Genomic DNA, 18,860 nt, shown 5'->3' on the forward strand with positions numbered 1-18,860 from the left:
AACAAATTATACCATATTAAATAACGGATGTAATAATACCTTTTGATACAGATACAACTTGAGAACCTGCTAAAAAAGCGCCAGTAAATCCAGATGAACCATTTATCGAGAGATTGTTTCCATTAAGACGAATTGTATTACTGGCATTTAGGAAGAGGTCTTTACCAGAACTAATCTGGATATCTGCTGAGCCTAAAGGCGTGTACAATGCAAATGCCGATCCCAATAAGTAGATAAATCCTTCGGATGAGGAGTTATGAAACTCAAACCCTGGAGAACTGCCGAAAGCATCAGGCTGAAACAGAGCATAATTAGTAGCGCTCTGTTCGGCTTTGATGTTCGATAAACTAAACTGCATTCTGGGATATATCCCTTCTTCTGCTGTCTGTATTAAAGCCCCTGTAATAACCCCGCCAATGATAGTACTTGCTGTTATCGTGCCACTAAAATTCCCGTCAGCAGCTTCTAGTGTTCCATTAAATTTATAGACGCCATTGATAGTATCGAAGTATATTGCTTTTTCCGTGCCACGATAGAATGTCATTTCGTCACTGTTCAGAACAACCTTGGACGCGTGGTCATCCCGTTCAACGATAATACCTTCAGTCCGGGTAATTGTAACACCGAAATAGTTTCTGTTCTCACGAACCGCAACTTTATTTAAGTTATTCACCTGCGCTGTCAGAGACCCATCAACTGCAAATTCACTCTGCTGTTCTGATATGGACGGCGCTTCGATCCGCATCCGCAGTCCTCCGCGAAAGCTGAAGGATTGATGCAGGATGATGGTCTTATAGAATACCTCCCCATTCCAAAGAGATTCCGTATTCTCCCAAGCAGTGAACGTTTCAAGCCATGTGCTACTTTCATTATGCGCGAACTGAATGACATCCCCTTGGTCAAGCTGAGGAAATCCCCTAGCGTCCATATTGATTGGCAGGTAAGTAAATCCATTAAACTGAGCTAATAAATTGTTTGTAATTTCCTGCGTAGCAAACGGATTGACTGTGTAGAGGGTATGATTTTCGTCACCCGATCCTGCTTCATAGGTTAATCCGTCATCAGGATTATAGGTAACGACGACGCGAGTATATGTTTTGACCGGGTTCGTTTGTTTGACTCGAATATAGTCGCCCGTTGTGAATTCGAAAGTAGGCTCCTCATCCACAGTGAACCGTTTGAACTTGATTGTTCCATCTTTCGATACATAGACAGATGCGCCGTTGACACCGGCTATATAAGCCAGCATTTGATGTTTTGTATATCCTGTCGGGCCCACTTCGACGGTATAACTTGGATCAATGACCACGCTTTCGTCATACGCAAATGACAAACTTGTACATATTTCATTCCATACAGCTTGTAAGGTCGTTGGATAAGTCAATGATGATATATAAGCAACGTCTGAAAAAACCAGTTTATCGAAACAGGTGAATGTCCATACATTATTGTCCTGCTCACGTTTATCGACGTAGAATTCTCCAAGTGGCAGCCACTCCGATAACCCACCAGACCAAGGGTATCCCATGTCTTGCCACGGATAGATAGTCTCTAGCCATGTCAGAGTTTCAGAAGAAAGTCCCAGATATGGGGTCACCTTTGCATTTGGTGGAATCGTGTCTTGGGTTCGGAGTGTTATCGTTAATTTCGATGGAATGGCTGTCCCGATTTCAAAGCCATTCGACATAGTTAAACTGTTATCTATTGCAAAATCAACAATAACAGTATTGTCGTACTCGATACCTGCGATGTTGGCTTTTACAACAAACTCGCGTGAATATCGTTTTAAAAGATAAGCATAAAACGGTGATACGGGATACACGCTATCACCTCTCTGTCAAGGTTACTCGGAGACCGCCCCAGAAGATGACTCCATTTTTTTCAATTGCCATTGGAGCCGGTCGATTGCCTACGTACATGGTCTTTGTCACATAATCACCGACCATCGGATCGGGGTAATACACCTGGAAAAATGGTGCGTCCATCGCTTGTAATAGGGTTGATATGGTTGCCATCGGTAGCGTGGGCCATCCAAGTTCGATTTGCCTCTTGACCGTAATACGGTCCCGATTGAGCGTCCCGTCTGCCGTTCGCGTCGTGGATTCAGCATCATCTAGATCCATTGTCGTTACAGTAAATTCATTCGGTTTGGCGATGTCAACGCCGTTTATTTGCAGCAGCATAATGCCCCTCCTACACATTAAACGGCGCTTGTCCGGTTCGCCGTATGTGGTCTTGTATTTCCCTGATTGCCGCTCCGCCTGCCTCACGCTGGCTTATTACGGCTTGTACGTATTTCAATTCCCGCACAGCTTGTTCGACTCGTTGAAGGGCAGATACAACGTCCCTGTTGTTTCCTTGTCCATTGCCCATGATATTCTCCAAATCAGACAACGGAGCAATGATTTCAGGATCGGTCGCAGCTCCATGATTATCACCGACCATCGCAAGCGTAGGACCGTATACAACTGCTCCAGTCGCAAAGGCCGGTACAGATGCGCCTAATCCTTGGAACATCTCACGTAATTTTTCAAACCATACCCCGCCCTTTGCAGCCGCCCCGCCAGCAGCCGCACCAACACCACCAAACGAGGCTCCAGGAACGGCTACGGCACGCAATAATGCACCTATCCCCGAATCTTCTACTGCGCCGCTCATAGCATCTAATCCTTGCAAAAGATACCCAATTCCAGGTAAGTTTCTTCCTGGCTTTTCTGATGTGCTATTTGGTGTCAGTGCATCTTTTACAGCCCCAAACGCTGGTGACAAATCAATACTTGGTAGGTCAAGGTTAGGCATCTCGATTTTGGGAAACTTGATATTAGGCATCGTGATGGGCTGCATAAGCTTTGCAGTCATAGTGGACCATGCTGATGAAATAACGTCGACTAAGCTCAGGATAGGCTGTGCTCGCAACTTCAATGATTCAAGCATATCCGACCATGCGAGGTCCCAAATACTTGCCGTTGTTGCAATGTTAACCTGCAAATCCGATAGTGACTGAGAGATTAGATAGATGCCCCAACTGATATACGGTTGATAAGCGTTAAGCTGACTTTGCATGTAATCAAGGGCGCCATGCCAAGCTTCATTCATTAGTGCGAGTGGGTTCTTTATTGATTGGACAGCATCTCCGATAAGGCCCCATTCCGCGGTGATGCTAATTCGATGCGATGCCAAATCTTTCAACATATCGGATAACATCCGTTGCCAATCCGCTACAATTACAGGTATGTTTGTTGCCGCTCCGCCTTTAAGTCCTTCCCACATCGCGTTCCAATTAAGCACGATTGCGGCCGTCATGCTCGGCACTACCATACCCGCGAGGCTACCAGATAAGTTGTTCCATGCAGCGAGTTGTTCCCCCACGCCAAGCAACGTCCGTGCCTTAAGACCATCCCACATACCAGAAAATTTTTTATTTGTGTCAGCGACAAGGCCGTTTACTGTATTGTCGACTGCAATTGCCACGCCACCGGCACCAGCATCTGGAGGTTGGGGTGGATCAAATTCAATTCGGTATTTCTTGTTCAGGAATGGAGGTATTTGTGGGAATTTAAACTCGTCACCAGGATTTCCGCTGGATGGATTGCTGCCACCGGGCAAACCACCAGAGCCCCCAGTTCCCCCGCCTGATCCTCCATCAGGTTTTCCGAGTAAGTTGAGTTGGTCAAATGCAGCTAACTCTCCACGAGCCTTTTTTGCAGACTTGCCGAGGTCATCGTAGGCATTTCCTTGATCCTTAACCGCATCCGTCTGTTTATCTGAGCCTTTCGTGGCTGCGTCGTAATCCATTTTGCGAAGTGCAAACATAAACCTAGCAATATCTTCAGTTATGCCAGCTACAGCAGTAGCCAACTTAGTCAGCGCAGGCAGTACGGCATCCCAAATAGGTAAAAATGCTTGAGATAGATTGAGCTTAATGTCTTTAAGCTGTTCTGTCAGTGCCCCCTGTTTGGTCATTACGTTATTTTGGAGGGTACTTCCATACCGCTCGTAGCTTTGCTCAAGAATGGCTGCAAGTCGGATTTGCTGCTGCAATCGAAAATCAAGTTGGTCCCAGCTTTTTCCGTTTGCGAACTTTTTGAACGCTTTCGTACTCTCAATCATAGAGACATTAACGAAAACGCCGAGGTCTTCAATCGCTTCCGTGTTACCGAGCAAACCAGAGCGCATCCGTTCAAGTACATCTTCGATGCTTCGGCTGGTATTTGAAGCAACAACGCGAGTAGCCTGGACCAAATCCTTTGTGCTCGCATTAAGTTGTGTGTTGTCCTTGATAAAGCTGGAGAGCAGCACAGAGTATGTTGCGCCCAATTCTGCCGCAGTTGATTTTGCTAGGCCCATACCCCTAGCCCATTGCATAAAATCACGCGAGCCGCCTTGCAGCTGCTTGTTCAAACGTCCAATGTCGGCTTCGAATTTGACTGCTGTTTGTGATGCTTTATAAAGTCCGACAGTAGCTACACCAACTACAGCAGTAAATGCTCCTACGGCTACCCCGGCAACTCCAAATGATCTTGCAGCCCCTAGCGCTTCCCCACTTAGACCTTTGATACCAACAGATGCGCCACGCATTGACGATCCAAGGCCCTTTAGCTCAGATACTACACCGCCGAGCCCCTTAGCGCCGCGAATGCGGGAAAAAGAAGATGCAAGGGATGAGCTGAAGCTTTTGAACTCCGAAGTGATGCCGCCAATCCCGCTTTTACCGCTTATTGCAGCCGTCGTGCGAGTTGTCGAGCGCTTGAACTTTTCGAGTTCGGCAGTAGCCCCCTGCATTCCCTTCTTCGCATCGGAAAAGTCGGCACCAATACGGATCATTAAGTTCTTAACTACACCCACAGGTCATACCTCCTTTCATACGATTTCCCCGCCATTCTCTGAATGCAAGCGCATTGCTACGGCAAGCATTTCTTCAGGGGTTTGCGGACGTTGCTCCTGCTTTGGCCGGATGCTTTCAAGCACCTTTTCCAATTTCGGCATCTTTTTACCCCTCTGCCATGCCGCCGTATAATATGCTTGTCTTATGATATCTTCACGTTCAATTTGTCTCCGTTCGTTGTATGCCTCGACATGAAGAGTTAGTTCGCGTGGAGTCATGTCACCGTACTCACGAATTGAAATTCCGCAGCGAAGGGCTACTCGGAGACTTTCTTCCCAGTCGAACTTTCTTTTTTCGCCGGCTGTTTGGCCGGCTGTTGGTTTCCCTCTTTCGAACTTCCACCGCAAGCGATATTCCAAGCCTCAAAGATCGCCTTTAAGACATCGAAATATACGGGGGCTGTGTCGAACAAATCTACCGCTTTTTCCATGGTAAGTGTCTCGCCATTCTCTTTAGCATCGAATAATAGGCCACAAAAAAATGCCTGTTCCATAATCTCAAAGTTATCCGGGATTAACTCGCTTCCGATTTCATCAATGGGTTTACCGGTTAATTTGACAAGCGTCTTCATTGCAGTATTAGTGAACTTAATTTGGCGCAGTCGATCCAATTGGAGAATAACTACATCATTGTTCATGTCGTTTTATTCCTTTCGCATGGGAAATAGGCTCGAAGCGTATGCCCCGAGCCTTTTAGGAAATGAGATTATCAGCTTGTTTTGACGACAACAACTTCGTACACTACTGAGGACTTTCCTTCTTCCTGGGCGATGATCGTCAGCTTTTTGGCAGCCGTTGTCGTCAACGGAAGAGCCGTAGACGCTGTACCCGAGGTAAGATTTTGCCTGAAGGCTCCGTCGACATAAAGCTTAAGAGAATGATTCGCTGCTGTCGCTGTAACTGTCACACTCGCAGCCGTTACGCCGCCATAGGTGTAGCTATATCCTCCTGTGGTAAAGGAAGGGGAGAGTGTACCCCCGGTGCCTGTAAGGGACAGGGCAGACAAGCCTGCACTTGGGGAAAGGTTCAGGGTAGGCTTACCTGCAACCCGAATTGTAGCTTCAAACCCGATTGCCTCTTCAAGGTCGGTCGTAACGTTATACGCCGTTACGATTCCTGGGAACGTCCATGTCGCCCCAAGAGCTGCTGGGTAGATGATTTCAAAATCCTGTACATCCCCCGATTCCAATGCGGCGTATACCGCCGCTTGCCCCAAGTCGCCCGGAACGAAAAAGCCGGAAAGTGCAACTTCCCCGGCATCTTTAAACCCGCCAATGAATTCGCGGTACCCGCCTTCGCTGTCCAACGTAGTCACGTCGATTTCTTCCTGTGTAATCGACGGAGATCCAATCGACGACAGATCGCCAATCGCGTTTAAGCCGATTTTGATTTTTGTACCAACTGACCTTTTTGCCGCTTTGGTCACTTCGCGTCATCCTCCTTGATCGAAATAAACTTCAAAATCTATCAGACACCTATAGAGGTCCGGCTGTTCTTCATAGAGTTCAATCGGTTGTCTATAGGTCAGCTCCTGAATGAATGGACCGTCATTGCCGATTGCTCGCTGCTCCATACCAACAAGTAAGTCAATGACTTTAGATGTCAGGGATTTCATGTCAGCATACCGAGCCGCAATAACGTTGATTTCACCTTCTACGGCTTTCCCGCTTTGGTACCCATCCAGCGTTTTTGTTCGCAGCCCATCAGACGACCTATAGATTAAGTATGGCACACCGTTTTTAGCCGTCGCTTCAGGCGCTGTGAGCGGATATACACGACTCCCAAATGCTGCGATTGTTTTAAGTTCCATTGTCAAGGCTGCTTCGAAATCCATGTTCATCCCCTCATTGCCTTATCGACTTCTTTTCCGGCTGTTTCAACAATCTTCTTTCGAATTGCTTCGGCATTTTCCGTAACCGAATTTCGTAGGAACCTATACCCCGGCACATAACCCCCGTCAACGGTCAAAAATCCGTACTCCTGCGAAGCTGGATAGTACGATCGTTTACCGCTCTTCGAGATTTTGACGAATATATCATTCTTTGCCGGGTCCATCATAACGTCGAAGACGGCCTTGCCTTGTTTTGTCCGTCTTTCGCGTTTCATGATGATTCCTTGTTTCAAATTCCCTTCATCGACCGGCGCATTTGCTTTTGCAGATTTTTGTGCAATTGAAGCGCCAGCCCTCGCCGATTTTGTCGCCGCTGTCTGTGGAACCTTCCCGAGTTGCTTGAATGTACGCTCAAGATCAGCAAAACCATCAATACCGGATTTTTTAGCCATCATTGACGCTCCTTACACATCAAATGAAGCTCCTTTTTATCGAACTTCGGATGGATGATGTAAAGGATTTCGAACTCCATTTCCTTGTATCTGACGAACATGGTGCGATCCACACCAGTACGCCAGCGAATCGGAATACGCGTCGTGACTTCAGCGTTTTCTCGCATTGCTGCGTACAATTCCCGGCCTTGTAACGGCTCGATTCCCGCCCATAACTTCGGCACAACTATAACTGGATTGTCGATAGGTTGTCCGTATTCGTCCACATCTGGTGCCGGATCATCTGGTACGCGTGGTCGTAGGATTGAAATCATCTTATTAAGTCTTTCAGTCAGGTTGTCCTTTTTGTCTCCGCAGTTGTAGCAGCTCATGCCAACATCACCCGATCCAGTTGGAGTAAGGACTTGACCGCAGGAGGAGGGTCGCACATCCCGTTTTCATACCAATGGATTGTAAGTAGCATGATCGCCTGCTTGATCTTTTGCGGAACATCATCCCCACTATCGCCATAACCAGCCACATAACGGACCCTTATCCCATTAGCCGCAGTAAGGCACTCCGAAGGCCAGGGTACGCCCTTTGCTTTTACCAAACGGGCGACGAACGAGTAATCGTCCACGACGTAGTTCTCATTCGGCCAAACGGCTGAGGCGCCGTCTGCATTGAAATAAGTAAGGGATGTCACGGATTGCAATTCTGGACGCGGAAGATTGATTACACCCTTACATGGCCATTCATCCAGCGCCAGTTCCAACGTTTGCGTAATGTACGCCCGGTTCTGGTAGCCCTCACACCATTCTCGCGCCGCTACGATCAATGGCGATAAGATGTCATCGTAATCCGTATCGTCTGCATCGATTCGTAATTGTGTTTTTACCTCCCCCAGCGTGACCGGCTCGACCGGAGGAGGCGTAATGACTTTCAAGCCGGCCATACTGCTTCACCCTTCCGAATTAAGCCGTGCCTTCATACGGGCTGACAACGAGTTTACCGATTATCGTATTGGCGACATTGTTGTTCACAACTTGTTTGCGGCTTTCATACTGCAATGCGTAGATTTCGCCGACGACCGTAGATGCTCCGCGCACGACAACCGGTCGAATGTATTTCTGGTTTGGATCGGCGCGGTATACGTCCAACCACACCGTTTGACCGTTCGCCGTAGCGACTACTTTCGTGCCAGCCAAGTCCGCAGCATCGCTGCCATCAGCAGCCGCGCCAATTTGTGCTTTCAAAATGTTTCCGGCATTAGCAGTACCGATTGCAGTGATGAATAAAACACCCTCAAAACCGGTCATATCCAACACCGCGCCATTTATGGCCGTTGTTCCATCGGCAGCACTTGCTGCGCATTTCGTGATCTTGATTCCATTGCTCAAGTTCACCCATAATCACCCCTGAATAAGAATTTGCCCACAAAAAAAGCCGTGCGGGCAGCGGCTCTGCTTAAACCTTTATATTTATCCCATCTTGATTCGAACAAATGCTTCGCCCAATACCGGCTGTCCGTCGCCTTCATAACGACCAATAAATCCGGTTTGGTTTGTTTCAGCATACAGTTCTACAAGGCGTTGGATCGCAAAATCAAGAGCATCAACATACCAGTAATAGCGGAAGTCGCCGATGATGCCAATGTATTTCCCGGCCGAAATATCGTTCGGTGCATACTCCGACTGGAAAAATGGCTTCGACAGGATCGTGTCGGGCTGTCCACCTGCAATTCCGGGAGCCCACAGATATTGGCCGTTGGCGTCCTTGAGTTTGCGGATTTCCTTCAACACATCACGATGGAAACCCCAGCGAGCATTTCCTTGGTAGTTCTGTTTTAATCCGTAGAGCGCATCAATAAGCGTATCCGCTTTGATTGCTGTCGCCGTGTTAGCTCCAACTACGTCCCGAGATGTTGGAATGCCGTCATTGGAAGGAACAAAGAGGCCAAGCGGTTTAGAATTACCATCCCCATACATGTACGCCTTTTCCAACGTTACGCCGAATTTGTAGGAAAGTCGCTCACGCACAAGCGCTTCCGCGCCGCCTGCCGTTTGACGGAGAAGTGTATTTGACACTTTCGCACGTTTAGCCAGCGGATGCGGCCGAAGCTCTCGTTTTCCGAGTGTAATATCGGTTTCATTGCCTGTACGGAGTTCCGTAGTCCAATCGGCATCGTCAACGTCGCCGTCAAGCGTTGGAACACCGAGGGATTTGGCAGTTTTCAGTTGGAATCCGCGAGCAAATTGGCGAATAAAGACCATATTATCGACTTCTTTGAGCAGTTCCGTGACGAATTGTTGCGGGGTTACCAGATACCCGCCTTGCGAATCCGGATCAGAAGCCATTCCCTTAATGGTTTCCGGTGAAAGGGCCGAAATCCCATCTACAAGGAACCGTTCGAATGCAGCCCGGTATTCCGGTGTGGCCCGTGCATTTACGCGCTCCGTCCCAGTCGATGGAGGCTGACGGAATTGAGAACCACCCGAAGCGCTCATTTCTTCATCGGTCCTCAGGGCTGCCTCCATACGGTCAATTTGATTTTTCTTGCTCTCCATATCGGACATCATTTTGTCGTACTGCGCCTGCTCCTCGGCCGTGAAGTCCCGGTTTTCGTTGAGTGCTTTTTCATTGAGCGCCTTAGCCTGTTCCCAGATACCGGCGCGCTCCTGCCGCATTTCGTTAATTTTTGCCTTCATCCTTATACCTCCCGAGATATTAGTTGCAATTGACGCTCCCGCGCCGCTGCCTTGAATGTATAATCAACTGCCGCAGGACTTTCGACCTTTGGCAGGCTAGGCGCATTTCGGAATTGCTTCCAGTTCATTTCAAGACCATTGATAATGGCTGTATCATCCCGAAGACAAGCAGCCATTTCCAATTCGCCCTCGATTTCGTCAATGAAGCCTGCTGCCTTAGCCTCATCCGCCGTATACCATGTTTCCGCCTCAAGCAAAGGTTTGATCGCTTCAGCAGACATGCCCGATTTCCCGCTATATAGGTCGGTCATCTCGGTCTCGATCTTATCCAACAGGTCTGCACGTTGCCGCAGCCCTTCGGAACGCATTAACCTTGCCGATCCCATTGGACGATGTATCATGTACATCGAACCTTTAGGCATGACAATTTTGTCCGCGGCAAGAGGTATAACACTAGCTATCGATGCCGCCAAACCATCGACATACGCCGTGATTTTTGCCGGATGTCGTTTGAGCATGGAATGAATTGCCATTCCTGCGAAAACATCCCCACCCGGACTGTTGATGCGAACCGAAATATCTGCAACATTGTCGCCTATGGCATTCAGCATTTCGTTTACTTCTTTAGGAGTGACTTCATCGCCCCAAAAAGAAAAGGAACTGATCTCACCATAGATGAGCAGTTCCGCTTTGTTTGCTTTTGCCTTAACCACTTGCCAAAAGCTATTCCGTTGTTTGCTCATTGCCCTGCTTCACCTCCTCAGTCGATGTGCTGCCATCCGGATTTACCTTGGCTGTATTCAATGGTACCCGGTAAGCATCTCCGCCTGGATACGGATTCTCGTTTTCTTTCCTTCGGACTTCGTTGGGTGACATCCAACCTTTATCGAGCGCTACACCGTAAGCCTCAAACCGGCTCTTTGTATCTCCACGGAGTAGACCTTCGACATTAAATTCCGCATAGAATCCAAGCCGTCTCTCTCGTTGCGATAAGAGTTTCATTCGTAAATATTGCTCCCAGCGCACTAGCCACGGCCTAATCGTATGCACAACAAATTCGATCGACTGATGTTCGATATTATTGTTTGTGGCTCGATCAAGCTCTTGAAGCATGTGCAAAGGCACTCGAAAAATACGAGCAATCTCCGCTATCTGGAATTTCCGAGTTTCAAGAAACTGTGCTGCATCAGGTGGAATAGTAACTTGGTGGTACTTCAATCCTTCTTCAAGGATCATCAGTTTGTGAGCATTGCTCAACCCTTGGTAGGCCGACCGAGCTTCCTTCTTGTAATTTTCAAGCGCTTTATCAGATAGCGCAGCTGGATATTCGATGACGCCACTAGGTGTTGCGCCATTACCGAAGAAAGCAGCTCCAAATTCCTCTGAAGCTATTGATAGCCCAATTGCTTCCTGGGCCAGTTTTATCGGGTTGTAGCCAACAACGCCATCAAATCCGAATCCTGGTATATGCAAGACATCAAATGCATCTAGCCTCCGAGGTTCGTTCGTTTTCGGCAGCAACGTCCAGTAAATAAGGTTTCCTTGTTCATCCCGATCTGGGCGCGTTCGGTCTGGAAGCAGCGGCCATAGCGCAGAAACTTGACCAGCTCCATTACGGTCAATAAAGGAATAACCATTGCCCCAGTTGCATATATGACCCTGGAATGTTTCCCTAAACGTATAGGCTGGCATTTCTGGATTTGCTTGAAAATGCAGGACCTCATATAACGGATGATTTGGCGCCCTCACCCGCTCGTCACCCTTTGCTTGATAGACATTTAGGGGGAGTGAGGCGATAGTTTCCGCTATGATTTTCACAGCCGCCCAGTAAGCCGTTACACGCATTGCCGTTTCGTCGTTAACATGCACACCTGAGAGTGTTGACTTGCCGCCACGCAACCAATCCGCTACCCATCTTTCCGGATTGGAAAGTGTGGATGACTTAATTTCGATAGACCGGTTCGTAAATGGTATTCTCAGCTTCGTTTTCCTCACCCCCTTTAGAAGGCAGCTATGCCGCGCCTCTCATATACTGATTCCTTGGGCTTTCCGGCTGCTAAAACGAGCTTGTGCACGTCTACAACCGCATCAATAGGGTCAATCCTCTTTGTGGCTGCATCTTTTTCGAGCTTGATCTCGCCAAAGCTATTTGAGGCTGTCTTAGCGTTCGCCATTGACCACGTAAGCAGTTTGTTCTTCCGGTCATAGATAACGTTCCCGGCTTCGACTTCAAGCCGGAAATCGACTGTCGCGTCGTTCAGACTCTTTGCGCTCTGGACGATCTCGACGCAATCCACACCAAACTCTTCAAGGTCATGCAAAAAGGCATCCGCATTATGTGGGTCATAAGCGATGCCTCGAAGCTTGAGGTTATATTTAGCGATCAAATCGCGGTAGTAGCTGATGATGTACTTGTAATCCGTTTTGACGCCCCCAAGTGTCTCGGTAACCGTGAGCAATTTGTCCTTAATCCACATGTCATATGGCGCTTTGTCTGTTTTGATATGTTCGGCCACCCTCGCAGCCGGTATAAAGCTGTGCGAGTGAATATAATATTTTCGGTGGTTGCCAGCCTGGATGGTAAACTCCAGAGCGCCGCTTGTAAGGTCGCCGCCTTTAGATAAGTCAAGACCAAGCCAACATTCACTCCCAGTCATGTCCTCAATCGTCGTATCACTGGCACATGCTTTCCAGTGCTCCATGTTCATGTACTGATTGTCCGCAAACTGAACCCATTGATTAAGCGACTTCGTAAGGAAGTTGCGAAGTTCCTCGCCTTGCATTGCCTTCGCTTTTACTGCATCGGCCCGCAAGCTCTCTAGCGTCTGGTCGGTCCATAGAGGATTCGCCTTCGGCCAGTTCAACTCATCCCAAATGTCGTCATCCTTGTCCAATTCACAGATAAAGACGAATTGCGTTTCGTCTTCATGCGTGCCGTCAAGGATCATCTTGCAGTAGTTGTATAGCTCATAGCACGGCGAGTTCAGATCAAATCCGGCTGTGGTGATTACTGATATTAAGCACTGCTTGAGTTTCTTCGTTCCATCCGCCAAAAGCTTGTACATCTGATTGTCTTTATGGAGATGATACTCGTCCACGCTAGCGAAATATGGCCGGAATCCATCAATGGACTTAGTATCGCGCCCTAGGGCCCGAATTTCGCCATTTGACAAATTGCAAAGGATCTTGCTGGCGTAGTCTTTGATCGTGAATAGCCCATCTTCGTATTCGGTTCCCGCAAGTTCTTCATCAGCATTGATGAACTTGAAGCATTCCTTCAGTACGATGCGGGCCTGCATCTCTTTTGTCGCCGTGCAGTAAACCTGCGGATACTGGTATCCATCGAAATTACCGTAATACATCGTAGGGACGGCATTACCGAGCGACTTCCCATTTTGCCGGGCTACTTGCACATATGAGGTTCGGAATCTACGGTAACCGTCTAAGGTGCGCCAGCCATGCCAACTACCGAAAATGAAATCTTGGAAGCCCCATAACACAAGCGGCCGTGGTTCTTCTCCTTCGGCAAGCGTTAGCGATTCGGAAAACTCTATCAATTCCCGCGCTTTTTCCGGGCTCCAAACATAAGGGAATTCTTCCGTCCCTTGCCGCCCCAAGTCCCGCAGGTGCCTCTCACAAGCTTGCCGTTCCGACTTACCTACCCGACGAGGAAGTTTCCCTTCAACAACCTCTAGCGCGTACCGTGTAACTCGGTCATCCTCAGCCAAAACATTGATCGGATAATTAACTTCCACGAGCACCACCGCCAAACTTGGCGAATTTGCTCACCGGCTTATCTTCCTTCTTTGGCTTCGGTACGTTCTTTACTTTAGCCAATGGGTTCAGGAATAACCGGTCCTGCAATTTGAGCAGCATGTCCATCTTTTTATTGATGGCCGTTTCTATCTTAAGGATGCCCTCAACGCTTGCCAGTTGGGACAGATACCGGAGCGCCTTTAAATTGATTTCGTCTGCTTTCTCCGCTTGTTCAATGTACTCATGGAGTAGGTTTTCATCAATCGCGATCCTCTCGATCCGTTGGTATTGTACAAGCAGTCGTTCATACTCGCTGTATGTTTTACAATACAATGCCAGCGTACCAACATCCGAACTGGTCAATATATCAATGCCTTGCGCGGCCGCTGCCTTGTACTCCTTCAGATGTTGCTTCCAATATGCAAAAGCCACCGTATCATTTTTAACAAACGCCGGTGGCTTGAGTTTATCCAATTCAGTTTTTCCGAGCTTAATTTCCGCATCTTTGCGTGCTTGGATTTCTTCTTTCGTCAGTCGATTCGGATTGCCTTCGGCCAAGTGTAGGCCGATCGATTTTGCATTTCGGCCCCCCATAAGGCACCTCCAATGTCTGAAAAATTCAAAAAACGAAAGTTTACGCGAAAAAAGAGGGAACGCGGTCTCACACGGCCCACCTTCGGAGGATTTTACCCCCCCTCCCCCTTAATCTACTTTTGGAATGAGGGTCCTCTTCTTCTCCTTCATTAGTTTACGACCTTCTTCTATCCTCGCGCTTGTGTCGTTATATTCGTTCGAAAACTCTTGCATTTGGTCCGAAAGAGGAATTATAGTCTCCTCCGTTTCACCATCACCAACACGCAATACTCCCAGGGAACTAACAAATCCGCCTGTGGCAAAGCCATTGTTCCTTTTGCTTCGAGTCATGCCCGTCATGTACTCTACTTTATGTGTCGTGGCACTGTTCATTTCAGACTTGATTTCAATAGAGCACACACCTTCGAGTCTGACGCCATCCTGATATACTTCTATGCCACCGTTGACATTCTTTTGGACAAACACCAGTGCCGGAGCTTCTTCATACCTCAATGTGAAGTTGCTTATCCCCGTTTGATTTGTGGTATTGTCACTCTTGATGTCATCCCACCATCCAACAGGAATAGAGTGACCTCCGCAAAGCTCACAGCAGGCACCGTCTCTTCCAGACCATCCGGCTTGACGATGTTTACATTCAACGCATTCGCAGATCGTCTTCCTTCCCTTATCTTCCATTACCAAACCCCCCATCCTCTCTAACTGTCTTCTGACTATGACAGGTAGCACAAAGCGACTGCCAGTTTGTCTTATCCCAGAACAGTGCTTTGTCTCCTTTATGTGGCCTTATATGGTCAACTATCGTTGCTTCTCGGACATTACCTTGTTTCTCGCACTCGACACAAAGGGGATGCTTCAGTAACCAGCCGACGCGTGCCTTACGCCATTTACTGTCATAGCCGCGTTTTGCTGCCGATTCCCTGTACTGGTCATATCGCTGATGTTCTTCAGGCTTATGCGCTTCGCAATATGCGTTTTCGACCAACGCGTTACAGCCTTGTTTTCTACAAAACTTTTTAATTGCCACAGATACCACCCATTGTCGAAATTTATGATTTGACACAATATCTTGTGTCGTATAATGACGTAAAATATTGGTTGATGGCACATCTTGTAGCTTGTACAATATGTTTATATGGAAAAGAAAGGAGGTGCTAGAAGAATGTTATTTAATTCTCCACAGCCACACACACCTGTTTTTTTGAACAGCTTGCCTTACAAACGAAATGAATTAAATCAAAGTAAGCACGACCGCATTATTCAAAAGATTGCTGACGATTTCGCAAGGCAAGGTTTCATAGTTTATGCCGACCATATAAAATGGTCTATGGGGAGGCCGCCTTTATTTAATGGTCATCGCCCAGATCTCACAATCCAAGGCCAGAATGGCAGAGTAATTGTTGAAGTTGAAACATTCGATAGTTGTCTCGAATCACATGCAATTTCGCAATTGAGAGCATTTAATCGTGTAGGCATTCCGGTTATTGTTGTAATCCCTGAGGTGATACACACAATACTTGGTGCCAATAATGGACTGACAAAGTTCAATGCGCTCAATAACAGGATCAATACATCAAAACTCTATAACGTTAAAGTCGATACCATTAAGATTTAGCCATGAGGGTAAGGAGGATCGAATCCCATGTACTCAAGCGGATATGCGCTGCGTACCTCTGCGGATTTCGATAACGCCATGTATTTCAATCTGAAAATCTCCGTTTGGCAGAACGGAGGTATTATTGATTATGGCGGATCGATCCAGAAGCATAATAACGAATCAGTTGTCATTAATGACGGGTACTTCTTGAAGGCCGTATGCGAATTCAAAGTTCGCTAATACGGCTCTTTTCTTTTTGTTAATGAAACCCCCACAAAGGAAAAGGTGTACTTTTACAAAGGGCGTTTCACCGCCTTTTTGTATTACGGTATTACCGGCCAGTTGCGGGGTTGTTTACCCTTTACTTTCAGCCTCGCCGGATTACTCCGCTACGCTGGTCTTTTCGCCATGGACTGACGGACCAGATGATGCCATGCTTTTTACTGATCCAACCGGCGAAGTTATCCGGCAATCGCTTCTTCTTCATTCGCACACCTCGTTTCATACTCCCGGCCCCACCCTCGCCATTTATCGGAGCATTTCCCTATTGCAAAAAGGCCGCCAATTGGCAGCCCTCACAATCATACCTTCGATTCGTTCGCCTCCTACGATACATTCTCAACCATATGTGGAAGCTTGCATGATGTTTTGCTCTTTCTACAGAGTCACGAGCGCCTGTTCTCGCTACTCTGAACAAAGAACAAAATAGTAAGGGGATTCAAACCCCGTACCCTCACCGCACCCTTGACGATCCACGTCTAAGGCTCACAAGCCCACAGCACGGTCGAGAGCCGAATATGATAAGGGTACAATCGGCATCACCCGAGCGATTTCGCTCTATGATCCAACTGTACCCCTGTTTAACTTGCATATTTGACGCACACTACTCGCACTTTACACGCATTTATTTATGGTTCCAATGGGTGTGGTAAATTTATTTCAGCGTACCATCTTACATCATAACATTCCGGACCTTCGTTTGCTTGCCACATCGGATATCCTTCATCGTCTACAGCATCAAACGCCCATCCTTCGTATACTCTTCCATCGAATATAAACAAATACTTTCCATCTGGCCAGTTATTTTTGTCAACGCGCTTCCAGTCGATCATTTATTTCCACCCCTAACCGATATCTTTGATCGTATTTGCCACTGTCCGTATGCCCTTCTTTATTTTACGGTCTACAGTCGCAGGATGCATTATGCTCCCAAAGTGCAGTACAACCACCTTATGTCGTTCTCCACGAAGATATAGCATTTCCATCATCTTACGTGTCTCTTGGTCCTGTATAAGGCGTATAGCCCGTTCCACGACATCTATAAAGGCTTTAGCCTCGGCATACTTAATTTCCTGCTTCTCCGTGCGATTTGGACGCGACCCAAGTTCCTGAACGATACCCCGAAACCTTTGATACTCAGTGAGGCTGTCTTTTGTCTCGCCTATCTCCTCATCAGTCGCCTTTGGAAAAAGCTCCATCAAAAACATGCTCTCACCATCCTCTGTTGTTTGTCAAGTACAGATTATGCAGCAGAATCGGTCGATATTGGAAGCATTTGGGTCGGAAACTTGTTACGTTTCATCGGTATCCCTCCTACCCCTTGATTCCTTGATTCGGCCCCCGGCTTTGCCTGGGATTATTCGGTCGATCGATGACGCTAACGCCTTGACTGCTCCCAAATCTCCGTGTTGATCTTCCGCTTTTCTTCATGCTGCCGCTTTTTCTGGTACGCATCCGGTAATTCTCGTTGATTGTGGAGCTTCATGTGATGCGGGCAAAGGTGCCGGTCTCTTGATACCTTGTTCGCACATTTTTCGCACATCGGCAGATCACATGTTTCATATTTGTCGCCAGAATTAGCCTCTTTGAATGCTTTGTAACTGCCTTTTACCCATATGAATTCGTTGTTATATGCAATGATGAAGTCACACCAGCGAGTTACCGGGTTACGCCGGCATACAGCACATATGCCGTTTTCACCGAACGAAGCTTCAGGCATCTTGGGTATCCCTCCTTAGTGCCCAGAAAGTGGCGCATAATTCACATAAATGATGATCCGATGACCCGTTTTGCGATCCCCGGCAAAGTGCCAAATGTCTGTTACCTTCAGCCGATGCGTTTTCCCGTCGCTTTTGGTAGAAATGTGCTCGCCGATTCGCGGCAAGATGCGTAACCAAACGTTCGTTACCAGCGTTTCATCAGTGTTATTGATCCTTAGCTCACATTCGAAATATTCACCCATTCGTCTGTTCCCCTTTCCTTAGTGCCTCCCTAGCCAGTTTCACCATTTTCCGAGCGACTTGGATATCCGTTCCTTCTTCCTCATAAGCCGCGATTATAAATTCCAATGCTTTCGTGTATCTGATGTTTTCGTTGCCGAGGTTCTCGTTTTCTTCGGTCTGTCTCTCTACTTCCCCGATCAGAGATTCTATTGTTTCAGGAGCCCTTGAGATAAGTATCCCATTGTCGTACCACTGTATGTTTTTGCATATTGCGAAATCGCCGTGTGTGTCATGTCTTGGACCAATTTCGTCATACTCATACGAGTATTCCCACGGTCCCGGCGTTGCCGCCGCAAGCATCTTCTTTATCTCCGCTATATTGGGTTTCATGGGGTTACCTCCCCTCGGATTTATGCTTCGAGCACTCTGTAATCCCAATCCCTTGAACGACTACTACATCCTTAATTGACTTCACAGGACATTTGTTTTCAAAAAAGCTGCCGTAGAAGCATGAACTACATTTATCCATTCCTTACATACCTCCATAATGGATTGATCCGGCCACCGCTTACGCTGAGTCTATTCGGTCGCAACGATGGCCTTTGGCAAAATCTTTTCAAAAAATCTACTTCCACAACCACATGGAGATGGTGGGCGTACTTCTTGCTCACTTTCATGAATCGTTTTGCAAGTGGAGCATTTCCATGTCTTTGACTTCATGCCGCCACTGCTGTGTAGAATGATATTGTCCGGAAGTCTTCCCATTATTTGCATCACTTCGTGTTCGTTCATAGTTGTTCCTCCTTCGTATTTTGCGGCAACGCCGTCATCGATCCGACC

Annotated in this window: 26 protein-coding genes; 2 read left to right on the plus strand and 24 right to left on the minus strand. The window is 47.5% G+C overall.

Features of this window, described 5'->3' with window-relative positions:
- Positions 1-16: 16 nt before the first annotated feature.
- The 18 genes from D7M11_RS01925 to D7M11_RS02005 form a co-directional block, all read right to left on the minus strand.
- A complete protein-coding gene (locus D7M11_RS01925; RefSeq protein ID WP_120745446.1) occupies positions 17-1,822 on the minus strand; it encodes a hypothetical protein in 1,806 nt (601 codons plus the stop codon).
- A gap of 4 nt (positions 1,823-1,826) precedes the next feature.
- A complete protein-coding gene (locus D7M11_RS01930; RefSeq protein WP_120745447.1) occupies positions 1,827-2,183 on the minus strand; it encodes a DUF6711 family protein in 357 nt (118 codons plus the stop codon).
- Between the two features lie 10 nt (positions 2,184-2,193).
- Positions 2,194-4,845, minus strand: coding sequence for a hypothetical protein (locus D7M11_RS01935; protein ID WP_120745448.1), 2,652 nt, complete (start codon positions 4,843-4,845; stop codon positions 2,194-2,196).
- A 15-nt stretch (positions 4,846-4,860) separates the two neighbouring features.
- Positions 4,861-5,103 carry a hypothetical protein gene (locus D7M11_RS36115; RefSeq protein ID WP_147433380.1) on the minus strand — a complete coding sequence of 81 codons (243 nt, stop codon included), beginning with the start codon at positions 5,101-5,103 and terminating at the stop codon, positions 4,861-4,863.
- Positions 5,104-5,141: 38 nt separating this feature from the next.
- Positions 5,142-5,522: a hypothetical protein gene (locus D7M11_RS01940; RefSeq protein ID WP_120745449.1), complete on the minus strand. Its 381-nt coding sequence runs from the start codon at positions 5,520-5,522 to the stop codon at positions 5,142-5,144.
- 71 nt (positions 5,523-5,593) lie between these two features.
- Complete coding sequence (locus tag D7M11_RS01945) at positions 5,594-6,310, minus strand: phage tail tube protein (protein WP_120745450.1); 717 nt, start codon at positions 6,308-6,310, stop codon at positions 5,594-5,596.
- Positions 6,311-6,316: 6 nt separating this feature from the next.
- On the minus strand, positions 6,317-6,718 hold the full coding sequence (gene gp17, locus D7M11_RS01950) for a tail completion protein gp17 (RefSeq protein ID WP_120745451.1): 402 nt from the start codon (positions 6,716-6,718) through the stop codon (positions 6,317-6,319).
- A 2-nt stretch (positions 6,719-6,720) separates the two neighbouring features.
- Positions 6,721-7,167 (minus strand): HK97-gp10 family putative phage morphogenesis protein, encoded by a 447-nt coding sequence (locus D7M11_RS01955; RefSeq protein WP_120745452.1) that lies wholly within the window; start codon positions 7,165-7,167, stop codon positions 6,721-6,723.
- On the minus strand, positions 7,167-7,538 hold the full coding sequence (locus tag D7M11_RS01960) for a phage head closure protein (RefSeq protein ID WP_120745453.1): 372 nt from the start codon (positions 7,536-7,538) through the stop codon (positions 7,167-7,169). Before D7M11_RS01960 ends, D7M11_RS01955 begins: the two co-directional genes overlap by 1 nt.
- Complete coding sequence (locus D7M11_RS01965) at positions 7,535-8,101, minus strand: head-tail connector protein (protein ID WP_120745454.1); 567 nt, start codon at positions 8,099-8,101, stop codon at positions 7,535-7,537. The genes D7M11_RS01960 and D7M11_RS01965 overlap by 4 nt, the downstream gene beginning before the upstream one ends.
- 19 nt (positions 8,102-8,120) lie before the next feature.
- Entirely contained in the window at positions 8,121-8,552 is a 432-nt protein-coding gene (locus tag D7M11_RS01970; RefSeq protein WP_120745455.1) for a hypothetical protein, read from the minus strand.
- Positions 8,553-8,627: 75 nt separating this feature from the next.
- Entirely contained in the window at positions 8,628-9,854 is a 1,227-nt protein-coding gene (locus tag D7M11_RS01975) for a phage major capsid protein (RefSeq protein ID WP_120745456.1), read from the minus strand.
- A gap of 2 nt (positions 9,855-9,856) precedes the next feature.
- Positions 9,857-10,597 (minus strand): head maturation protease, ClpP-related, encoded by a 741-nt coding sequence (locus tag D7M11_RS01980; RefSeq protein WP_120745457.1) that lies wholly within the window; start codon positions 10,595-10,597, stop codon positions 9,857-9,859.
- Positions 10,578-11,753 carry a phage portal protein gene (locus D7M11_RS01985; RefSeq protein ID WP_120745458.1) on the minus strand — a complete coding sequence of 392 codons (1,176 nt, stop codon included), beginning with the start codon at positions 11,751-11,753 and terminating at the stop codon, positions 10,578-10,580. The genes D7M11_RS01980 and D7M11_RS01985 overlap by 20 nt, the downstream gene beginning before the upstream one ends.
- Before the next feature lie 101 nt (positions 11,754-11,854).
- The gene (locus tag D7M11_RS01990; protein WP_240040935.1) at positions 11,855-13,615 is read right to left on the minus strand and encodes a terminase large subunit; all 1,761 of its coding nucleotides are present in this window, start codon (positions 13,613-13,615) and stop codon (positions 11,855-11,857) included.
- Positions 13,599-14,204 (minus strand): terminase, encoded by a 606-nt coding sequence (locus tag D7M11_RS01995; RefSeq protein ID WP_120745459.1) that lies wholly within the window; start codon positions 14,202-14,204, stop codon positions 13,599-13,601. Before D7M11_RS01995 ends, D7M11_RS01990 begins: the two co-directional genes overlap by 17 nt.
- 108 nt (positions 14,205-14,312) lie before the next feature.
- On the minus strand, positions 14,313-14,879 hold the full coding sequence (locus tag D7M11_RS02000; RefSeq protein ID WP_120745460.1) for a hypothetical protein: 567 nt from the start codon (positions 14,877-14,879) through the stop codon (positions 14,313-14,315).
- Positions 14,869-15,309: an HNH endonuclease signature motif containing protein gene (locus D7M11_RS02005; protein WP_420817444.1), complete on the minus strand. Its 441-nt coding sequence runs from the start codon at positions 15,307-15,309 to the stop codon at positions 14,869-14,871. Before D7M11_RS02005 ends, D7M11_RS02000 begins: the two co-directional genes overlap by 11 nt.
- Before the next feature lie 54 nt (positions 15,310-15,363).
- On the opposite strand from D7M11_RS02005, the gene D7M11_RS02010 reads away from it, so the two are divergent.
- Together D7M11_RS02010 and D7M11_RS02015 are read left to right on the plus strand one after the other, a co-directional pair.
- Positions 15,364-15,816, plus strand: a complete 453-nt coding sequence (locus D7M11_RS02010; protein ID WP_120745462.1) for a hypothetical protein — start codon at positions 15,364-15,366, stop codon at positions 15,814-15,816.
- A 27-nt stretch (positions 15,817-15,843) separates the two neighbouring features.
- Positions 15,844-16,038: a hypothetical protein gene (locus tag D7M11_RS02015; RefSeq protein WP_120745463.1), complete on the plus strand. Its 195-nt coding sequence runs from the start codon at positions 15,844-15,846 to the stop codon at positions 16,036-16,038.
- 668 nt (positions 16,039-16,706) lie between these two features.
- Here D7M11_RS02015 and D7M11_RS02020 read toward each other — a convergent pair.
- The 6 genes from D7M11_RS02020 to D7M11_RS02045 form a co-directional block, all read right to left on the minus strand.
- Positions 16,707-16,910, minus strand: a complete 204-nt coding sequence (locus D7M11_RS02020) for a hypothetical protein (RefSeq protein ID WP_120745464.1) — start codon at positions 16,908-16,910, stop codon at positions 16,707-16,709.
- Positions 16,911-16,922: 12 nt separating this feature from the next.
- Entirely contained in the window at positions 16,923-17,285 is a 363-nt protein-coding gene (locus D7M11_RS02025) for a hypothetical protein (RefSeq protein ID WP_120745465.1), read from the minus strand.
- A gap of 170 nt (positions 17,286-17,455) precedes the next feature.
- Positions 17,456-17,797: a hypothetical protein gene (locus tag D7M11_RS02030; protein ID WP_120745466.1), complete on the minus strand. Its 342-nt coding sequence runs from the start codon at positions 17,795-17,797 to the stop codon at positions 17,456-17,458.
- A gap of 15 nt (positions 17,798-17,812) precedes the next feature.
- Positions 17,813-18,040, minus strand: coding sequence for a hypothetical protein (locus tag D7M11_RS02035; protein ID WP_120745467.1), 228 nt, complete (start codon positions 18,038-18,040; stop codon positions 17,813-17,815).
- On the minus strand, positions 18,033-18,410 hold the full coding sequence (locus tag D7M11_RS02040; protein ID WP_120745468.1) for a hypothetical protein: 378 nt from the start codon (positions 18,408-18,410) through the stop codon (positions 18,033-18,035). The genes D7M11_RS02035 and D7M11_RS02040 overlap by 8 nt, the downstream gene beginning before the upstream one ends.
- Positions 18,411-18,599: 189 nt before the next feature.
- Positions 18,600-18,812 (minus strand): hypothetical protein, encoded by a 213-nt coding sequence (locus tag D7M11_RS02045; protein ID WP_120745469.1) that lies wholly within the window; start codon positions 18,810-18,812, stop codon positions 18,600-18,602.
- Between the last annotated feature and the right edge of the window lie 48 nt (positions 18,813-18,860).

The organism is Paenibacillus ginsengarvi (assembly GCF_003626695.1).
Lineage (GTDB): Bacteria > Bacillota > Bacilli > Paenibacillales > NBRC-103111 > Paenibacillus_AB > Paenibacillus_AB ginsengarvi.